At 71.8% G+C, this 7,769-nt stretch carries 4 protein-coding genes; 3 read left to right on the top strand and 1 reads right to left on the bottom strand.

Annotation, left to right across the window (positions count from 1 at the left end; translation table 11 throughout):
* The 3 genes from treS to glgB form a co-directional block, all read left to right on the top strand.
* On the top strand, positions 1–1,345 hold a 1,345-nt coding region (treS, locus tag ACH4F2_RS32590), incomplete at its 5' end, for a maltose alpha-D-glucosyltransferase (protein ID WP_398136347.1).
* 99 nt (positions 1,346–1,444) lie between these two features.
* Positions 1,445–2,839 (top strand): maltokinase, encoded by a 1,395-nt coding sequence (locus ACH4F2_RS32585; RefSeq protein ID WP_398136346.1) that lies wholly within the window; start codon positions 1,445–1,447, stop codon positions 2,837–2,839.
* Positions 2,840–2,914: 75 nt separating this feature from the next.
* Positions 2,915–5,467, top strand: a complete 2,553-nt coding sequence (gene glgB, locus ACH4F2_RS32580) for a 1,4-alpha-glucan branching enzyme (protein WP_398136345.1) — start codon at positions 2,915–2,917, stop codon at positions 5,465–5,467.
* A 3-nt stretch (positions 5,468–5,470) separates the two neighbouring features.
* Here glgB and ACH4F2_RS32575 read toward each other — a convergent pair whose 3' ends face one another.
* Positions 5,471–7,738: a HelD family protein gene (locus ACH4F2_RS32575; protein ID WP_398136351.1), complete on the bottom strand. Its 2,268-nt coding sequence runs from the start codon at positions 7,736–7,738 to the stop codon at positions 5,471–5,473.
* Positions 7,739–7,769 lie beyond the last annotated feature (31 nt).

Genomic DNA, 7,769 nt, shown 5'->3' with positions numbered 1-7,769 from the left:
GAACCACACCAGCGACCAGCACCCGTGGTTCCAGGAGTCGCGCAAGGACCCCGACGGCCCCTACGGCGACTACTACGTCTGGGCCGACGACGACAAGCAGTTCCAGGACGCGCGGATCATCTTCGTCGACACCGAGGCGTCGAACTGGACCTACGACCCGGTGCGCAAGCAGTACTTCTGGCACCGCTTCTTCTCCCACCAGCCGGACCTCAACTACGAGAACCCGGCCGTGCAGGAGGAGATGATCTCCGCCCTGAAGTTCTGGCTGGACCTGGGCATCGACGGGTTCCGGCTGGACGCGGTGCCGTACCTGTACCAGGAGGAGGGCACCAACTGCGAGAACCTCCCGGCCACGCACGCCTTCCTGAAGCGGGTGCGCAAGGAGATCGACGCGCAGTACCCGGACACGGTGGTGCTGGCGGAGGCCAACCAGTGGCCGGAGGACGTCGTCGACTACTTCGGCGACTACGCCGCGGGCGGCGACGAGTGCCACATGGCGTTCCACTTCCCGGTCATGCCGCGGATCTTCATGGCGGTCAGGAGGGAGTCGCGCTATCCGGTCTCCGAGATCCTCGCCAAGACCCCGGCCATCCCGTCCGGCTGCCAGTGGGGCATCTTCCTGCGCAACCACGACGAGCTGACCCTGGAGATGGTCACCGACGAGGAACGCGACTACATGTACGCGGAGTACGCCAAGGACCCGCGTATGCGCGCCAACATCGGCATCCGCCGCCGACTGGCCCCGCTCCTCGACAACGACCGCAACCAGATCGAGCTGTTCACCGCGCTGCTGCTCTCCCTGCCCGGCTCGCCGATCCTGTACTACGGCGACGAGATCGGCATGGGCGACAACATCTGGCTCGGCGACCGCGACGCCGTGCGCACCCCCATGCAGTGGACTCCCGACCGCAACGCGGGCTTCTCGTCGTCCGACCCGGGGCGGCTGTTCCTGCCCACGATCATGGACCCGGTCCACGGCTACCAGGTGACGAACGTCGAGGCGTCCATGGCCTCGCCCTCGTCCCTGCTGCACTGGACCCGCCGCATGATCGAGATCCGCAAGCAGAACCCCGCGTTCGGCCTCGGCACCTACACCGAACTGCCTTCCTCCAACCCCGCGGTACTGGCCTTCCTGCGGGAACACGAGGACGACCTGGTGCTGTGCGTCCACAACTTCTCCCGGTTCGCGCAGCCCACCGAACTCGACCTGCGCGAGTTCGCCGGACGCCACCCGGTCGAGCTGTTCGGCGGGGTCCGCTTCCCGGCGGTCGGCGAACTGCCGTACCTGCTGACCCTCGGGGGGCACGGCTTCTTCTGGTTCCGGCTCCGCAAGGACGCCGTTTAGGCCCCATCGGCCCGATCCCCGGCGCGGGGCGGTTTCTGCCGCTCCGCCCGGGGCACGCATCAGTAGCACCCCGACGATCCGGGGAAAGGACGCGACGCCATGTCGGAAGCCGTCACACGCACCGTCACGAGCCCGCCAAGCCTCCTTGCGTCACTCGAACCACTGCTGCGGGACTGGCTGCCACGGCAACGCTGGTTCGCGGGCAAGGGCCGTCCGGTCACCGGGTTCTCGCTGGTCGCCGCCACCGAGCTGCTCCCGGCCGACGCCCGCCTCGGCCTCCACCACCTGCTGGTGCGCGCCCACCAGCAGCTCGCACCGGCCCCGGGCGGACCCGAGGAACCCGGCGACTGCTATCAGCTCCTCATAGGCACGCGCGAGGCGCTGCCGCCCCGGCTGGCGCCCGCGCTCGTCGGACATGTGACCGAGGGCCCGCTGGCCGGCCGCACCGCCTACGACGCCCTGTACGACACCCGGCCCACCGAGGTGCTCCTGGAGGCGCTGCGCACCAGGGCACGCATCGGCGGGCTTCGTTTCGAGCGGGAAGGGGAGCCCGAGATACGCGCCGGGCTGGTGCCCCGGCTGATGACCGCCGAGCAGTCGAACTCGTCGGTCGTCTATGGAGATACGTTCATTCTCAAGGTGCTGCGCCGGATCGTGCCCGGCGTCAACCCCGACCTGGAGCTGCCGCTGGCGCTGGCCCGCGAGGGCTGCCCCCGGGTGCCGGCACCGACCGGATGGATGGTGGCGGACCTGGCCGGCCGGTCCTGGGTGCTGGGCGTGCTCCAGCCCTATGTGCAGGGCGCCACCGACGGCTGGGAGCTGGCCCTGCGCGAACTGGCGAAGGGGGAGGACTTCGTCGCCGAGGCACGGGCTCTCGGGCGGGCCACCGCCGAGGTGCACACCGCGCTGGCCCGCGCGCTGCCGACCGTCACCCTCGGCCACGGACAGATGCGGCAGCTCGCCGACGGCATGATCGGACGGCTGGAGGAGGCCGCCCACGCGGTGCCCCTGCTGCGGCCGTACGCGCCCGCGCTGCGGACGGCGTTCACCGCGCTGGGAGACCTGGCCGCCGAGGGCCGTACCTGGACCGCCCAGCGCGTCCACGGGGACCTGCACCTCGGCCAGTGCCTGCGCTCGCCCTCGGGCGGATGGTCGCTGATCGACTTCGAGGGTGAACCGGCGAAACCGCTGGCCGAACGGCGGATGCCGCAGCCACCGGTGCGGGACGTCGCCGGCATGCTGCGCTCCTTCGACTACGCCGCGCACTCGGCCGACGCCCCCGTGCCGGGCTGGGCCGGGTCCTGCCGCGCCGCGTACTGCACCGGGTACGCGGAGGTCGCCGGCGCCGACCCGCGTACCGACCCGGTGATGCTGCGCGCCCACGAGACGGACAAGGCGGTCTACGAGGTCCTGTACGAGGCCCGGCACCGTCCCGACTGGCTTCCGGTGCCCCTGTCCGCGGTGCGCCGCCTGTCCACGCCCGAACCGGCATGACGCCACCGCACGCTGTCCCTTCCTGACCCCGCATCGATCCCGCTTCGATCCCACTTCGTCCAGGAGGCCCCGCCCGTGACCCCCCGCCCCTCGTCCAGCGGTCCCGACCCGAAGAAGACGGCCGAGGAGAGGAGCGCCGCGAAGAAGGCGGTGCCGCCTCGGAAGGCGGCGGCCGAGAAGGCGGTGACCAAAAAGGCGGTGACCAAAAAGGCGGTGACCAAGAAGACGCCCGCGAAGAAGGCTGCCGTCAAGGAGACGGCCGTGAAGAAGGCGGCGGCCGAGAAGGCGGTCGCGAAGAAGACGGTCGCCAAGAAGGCCGCCTCGAAGAACACGACGCCCAGGAAACCGGCCGCCGGGAAGACCGCCGAGAAGACGGGGAAGAAGGCCGCGAAAAAGGCCGTGCAGAAGGCCGCGAAGACGGACGTGCGGGCCAAGGGCGCCGTCTCCCCCGCCATGGACTCCGCCGACCGGGAACGGCTGCTCGCCGGTACGCACCACGACCCCCACTCCGTGCTCGGTGCCCACCGGGTGCCCGGCGGGGTCGTCTTCCGGGCCTTCCGGCCGTACGCCCTGGCGGTGACCGTCCTGGCCGGGGAGGTGCGGCTCGACCTGCGCGACGACGGGGACGGGTTCTTCTCCGGGCTGCTGCCGCTCCAGGAGGTCCCCGTCCACCGGCTCCTCGTGACGTACGAGAGCGCGGTCCAGGAGGCCGAGGACCCGTACCGCTTCCTGCCCACGCTGGGCGACCTGGACCTGCACCTGATCGGCGAGGGCCGGCACGAGCAGCTGTGGCAGGCGCTCGGCGCGCACCCGACGGTCCACGAGGGCGTCGCGGGCACCCGCTTCACGGTGTGGGCGCCGAACGCGCGCGGGGTCCGCGTGGCCGGCGGCTTCAACTTCTGGGACGGCACCGGGCACCCGATGCGTTCGCTCGGCGGCACGGGCGTGTGGGAACTGTTCCTGCCCGGGATCGGCGCGGGCGAGCTGTACAAGTTCGAGATCACCCGGCCCGACGGCTCACGCACCTTCCGCGCCGACCCGCTGGCCCGCCGTACGGAGGTCCCGCCGGCCACCTCCTCCGTCGTGCACGCCTCGCACTACACGTGGGGCGACGGGGAGTGGCTGGCCCGCCGGGCGGACGCGCCCGCGCACGAGGCGCCCCTGTCGGTGTACGAGGTGCACCTGCCGTCCTGGCGCCCCGGGCTGACCTACCGTGAGCTGGCCGAACAACTCCCCGCGTACGTCAGCGACCTCGGCTTCACGCACGTCGAGCTGATGCCGGTCGCCGAGCACCCCTTCGGCGGCTCCTGGGGCTACCAGGTCACCGGCTTCTACGCGCCCACGGCCCGCCTCGGCGAACCGGACGACTTCAAATACCTGGTCGACCGGCTGCACCGGGCCGGCATCGGCGTCCTGATGGACTGGGTGCCGGCCCACTTCCCGCGCGACGACTGGGCGCTGGCCGAGTTCGACGGGCGTCCGCTGTACGAGCACTCCGACCCGCTGCGGGCGGCGCACCCGGACTGGGGCACGCTGGAGTTCGACTTCGGGCGCCGGGAGGTGCGCAACTTCCTCGTCGCCAACGCCGTCTACTGGTGCGAGGAGTTCCACATCGACGGGCTGCGGGTCGACGCGGTCGCCTCGATGCTCTACCTGGACTACTCGCGCGAGCCGGGCCAGTGGGCGCCGAACGAGCACGGCGGCCGGGAGAACCTGGACGCGGTGGCGTTCCTCCAGGAGATGAACGCGACGGTGTACCGGCGGGTGCCGGGCGTCGTGACCGTCGCGGAGGAGTCGACGGCCTGGGACGGCGTCACGCGGGCCACGCACCACAAGGGACCGAGCGGCTTCGGCGGGCTCGGCTTCGGCCTGAAGTGGAACATGGGCTGGATGCACGACTCCCTCGAGTACATGAGCCACGAGCCGGTGCACCGCAAGTACCACCACCACGAGATGACCTTCTCGATGGTGTACGCGTACAGCGAGAACTACGTGCTGCCGATATCCCACGACGAGGTGGTGCACGGCAAGAAGTCACTGGTGTCGAAGATGCCCGGCGACTGGTGGCAGCAGCGCGCGAACGAACGGGCGTACCTGGGCTTCATGTGGGCCCACCCCGGCAAGCAGCTGCTCTTCATGGGGCAGGAGTTCGGGCAGGGAGCGGAGTGGTCCGAGGCGCACGGTCCCGACTGGTGGCTGCTCGACCCGCAGTACGGGGCGGCGGCGGACCACCGGGGGGTGCTGGACCTGGTCCGCGACCTGAACACCGTCTACCGGGCCACGCCCGCGCTGTGGCAGCGCGACACCCACCCCTCCGGATTCGCGTGGGTGGCCGGGGACGCCGCCGAGGACAACGTCCTCGCGTTCCTGCGGCTGGACGCCGACGGCACCCCGCTGCTCGCGGTGGCCAACTTCGCCCCGGTCGTCCGCACCGACTACCGCCTCGGCGTCCCCGACGACGTCCCCGCCTGGCACGAGGTGCTCAACACCGACGCCGCGCGGTACGGCGGCGGCGACGTGGGCAACCCGGACCCGGTCAAGCCGGAACCGCAGGGGTGGCACGGCCGGCCGGCGAGCATCCGGCTGACCCTGCCGCCCCTGGCGACGGTGTGGCTGCGTCCGGCCTGACCGTCAGGACGCGTCCACCAGTCCCTTCGGCAGCGGCCCGGTGTGCAGGACGCCGAGCCGCTGGGTGGCCCGGGTGAGGGCCACGTAGAGGTCGCTCGTGCCGTAGCGGCCGGGCTCGACGACCAGGACGGAGTCGAACTCCAGGCCCTTGGACTGGCGCGGGTCGAGGAGGACGACGCCGTGGGTGAGGTCCGGCTCGGCGTCCGCCGTCACCCCGTCCAGCCGGGCCGCGAGGGCGCGGTGCAGCTCGCGTGGGGCGATGACCGCGAGGCGGCCCTCCTCGGGGGTCAGCTCCCGGGCGGCCTCGGCGACGGCCGAGGGGAGGTCGTCGGTGGCGCGGAACCAGGGGCGTACGCCCGTGGAGCGGACCGAACTCGGCGGTGCGAAGGACGGGTCCTCGGCCCGGACCACCGCGGCCGCCACGTCCATGATCTCGGCCGGGGTGCGGTAGTTGACGCCCAGGCGGGTGTGGTCCCAGCGGTCCTCGACGTAGGGGGCGAGGATCTTCGACCAGGAGCCGACGCCGGCCGCCTCCGCGGTCTGCGCCGGGTCGCCGACCAGGGTCATCGAGCGGGTCGGGCAGCGGCGCATCAGCAGCCGCCACGCCATCGGGGACAGCTCCTGCGCCTCGTCCACGATGATGTGCCCGAAGGCCCAGGTACGGTCGGCGGCGGCGCGTTCGGCGGCGCTGCGGTGGTCGTCCTCCTCCTGGCGTTCGGCGAACCGCTCGGCGTCGATGATGTCGTGCGCCGACAGCACCTCCGCCTCCTCCTCGTCCTTGTCCTCGAACTCGTAGGTCCGGGACGCGTACGACACGTCCAGCACGCCCTGCGCGTAGGCGATCTGCTGCTGCCGCTCGCGTTCGGCGCGGGTGCGGGCGATCCGGTCGTCCTCGCCGAGCAGTTCGGCCGCCTCGTCCAGCAGGGGCACGTCGGCGACGGTCCAGTGCCGGGTGACCGGGCGGCGGACGGCGGCGGCGTCCTCGGCGGGGAGGTAGCCCTCGGGTGCGGCGAGGAAGTCGGCGACGAGGCGCTGCGGGGTGAGGCGGGGCCAGAGCTGGTCGACGGCCGACCAGACCTCGGGGTTCTCGGCGAGTTCGTCGCGGATCTGGGTGATGTCGCTGGGGTCGAGGAGGTTGGAGCCGTCGTAGGGGTCGGTGCCGATGCGTTCGGCGACCATGTCGGTGAGCGTGTTGAGGATGTGGCCCTCGAAGTGCTCGCGGGCCGCGTTGTGCGGCAGCTTCGCGGCGCGGGTGCGTGTCCGGGCGACGTTGACCAGGTCGTCGTCGAGCATGAGGACCTCGCGGTCGTGCTCGATCGCGATCACCGGGTCGGGCAGCGCCTGCCGGTCGCGGACCACCTCGGCGAGGACGTCGGCCATGCCGGCACGGCCCTTCACCGCCGCCGCCTCGGGCGTGTCCGTCGCCGTGGCCTTCACGCCGGGGAACAGCTCACCGACGGTGGCGAGGAGTACGCCGGTCTCACCCAGGGAGGGCAGCACCTCGCCGATGTAGCCGAGGAAGGCCGGGTTCGGGCCGACGATCAGGACGGCGCGCTTGGCGAGCAGCTCGCGGTGCTCGTAGAGGAGGTACGCGGCGCGGTGCAGGGCGACGGCGGTCTTGCCGGTGCCGGGGCCGCCCTCGACGACCAGGACGCCGCGGTGCGGGGCGCGGATGATGCGGTCCTGGTCGGCCTGGATGGTCTGCACGATGTCGCCCATGCGACCGGTGCGCGCGGAGTTCAGCGCGGCCAGCAGCACGGCGTCGCCGGACGGGTCCTCGTGACCGGTGCGCGTCTCGTCGCCGAGGTCGAGGATCTCGTCGTGCAGGGCGGTGACCGTGCGGCCCTCGCTCGTGATGTGCCGGCGGCGGCGCAGGCCCATCGGGGTGTGGCCGGTGGCCAGGTAGAAGGGGCGGGCGACGTCGGCCCGCCAGTCGATCAGGACCGGGGTGCGTTCGGCGTCGTCGGCACGGAGCCCGATGCGGCCGATGTGGTGGCCTACGCCGGAGGCGAGGTCGATCCGGCCGAAGCAGAGCGAACCGTCCACCGCGTTGAGCGCGGCGAGCAGCCCGGAGCGCTCGGCGACCAGGATGTCCCGCTCCAGCCGGGCCTGCATGGGGGTGTTGCCCTGCGCGAGCGCGTCCGTGACCGAGCCCTCGGCGTCGCCGCGCAGCGCGTCCACGCGTGCGTAGAGTCCGTCGACGAATTCCTGCTCGTACCGCAATTCGTCGTCCGGAAATTCGGTGTTTGACAATTCCACTCCCGCCCGGATATACTGTGCTCATGAACTTCGTCGTGTCCTC

Origin of the sequence: Streptomyces sp. NPDC017890 (genome assembly GCF_044328675.1) — a bacterium.
In the GTDB taxonomy this organism is placed as follows: domain Bacteria; phylum Actinomycetota; class Actinomycetes; order Streptomycetales; family Streptomycetaceae; genus Streptomyces.
The sequence above is the reverse complement of the archived record's forward strand: the minus strand, read 5'-3'. Positions and strand labels throughout refer to the sequence as shown.

What these genes read in the sequence shown, in the direction of transcription:
- ACH4F2_RS32585 (WP_398136346.1), top strand. Translation starts at nt 1,445, where the DNA reads ATGTCGGAAGCCGTCACACGCACCGTCACGAGCCCGCCAAGCCTCCTT.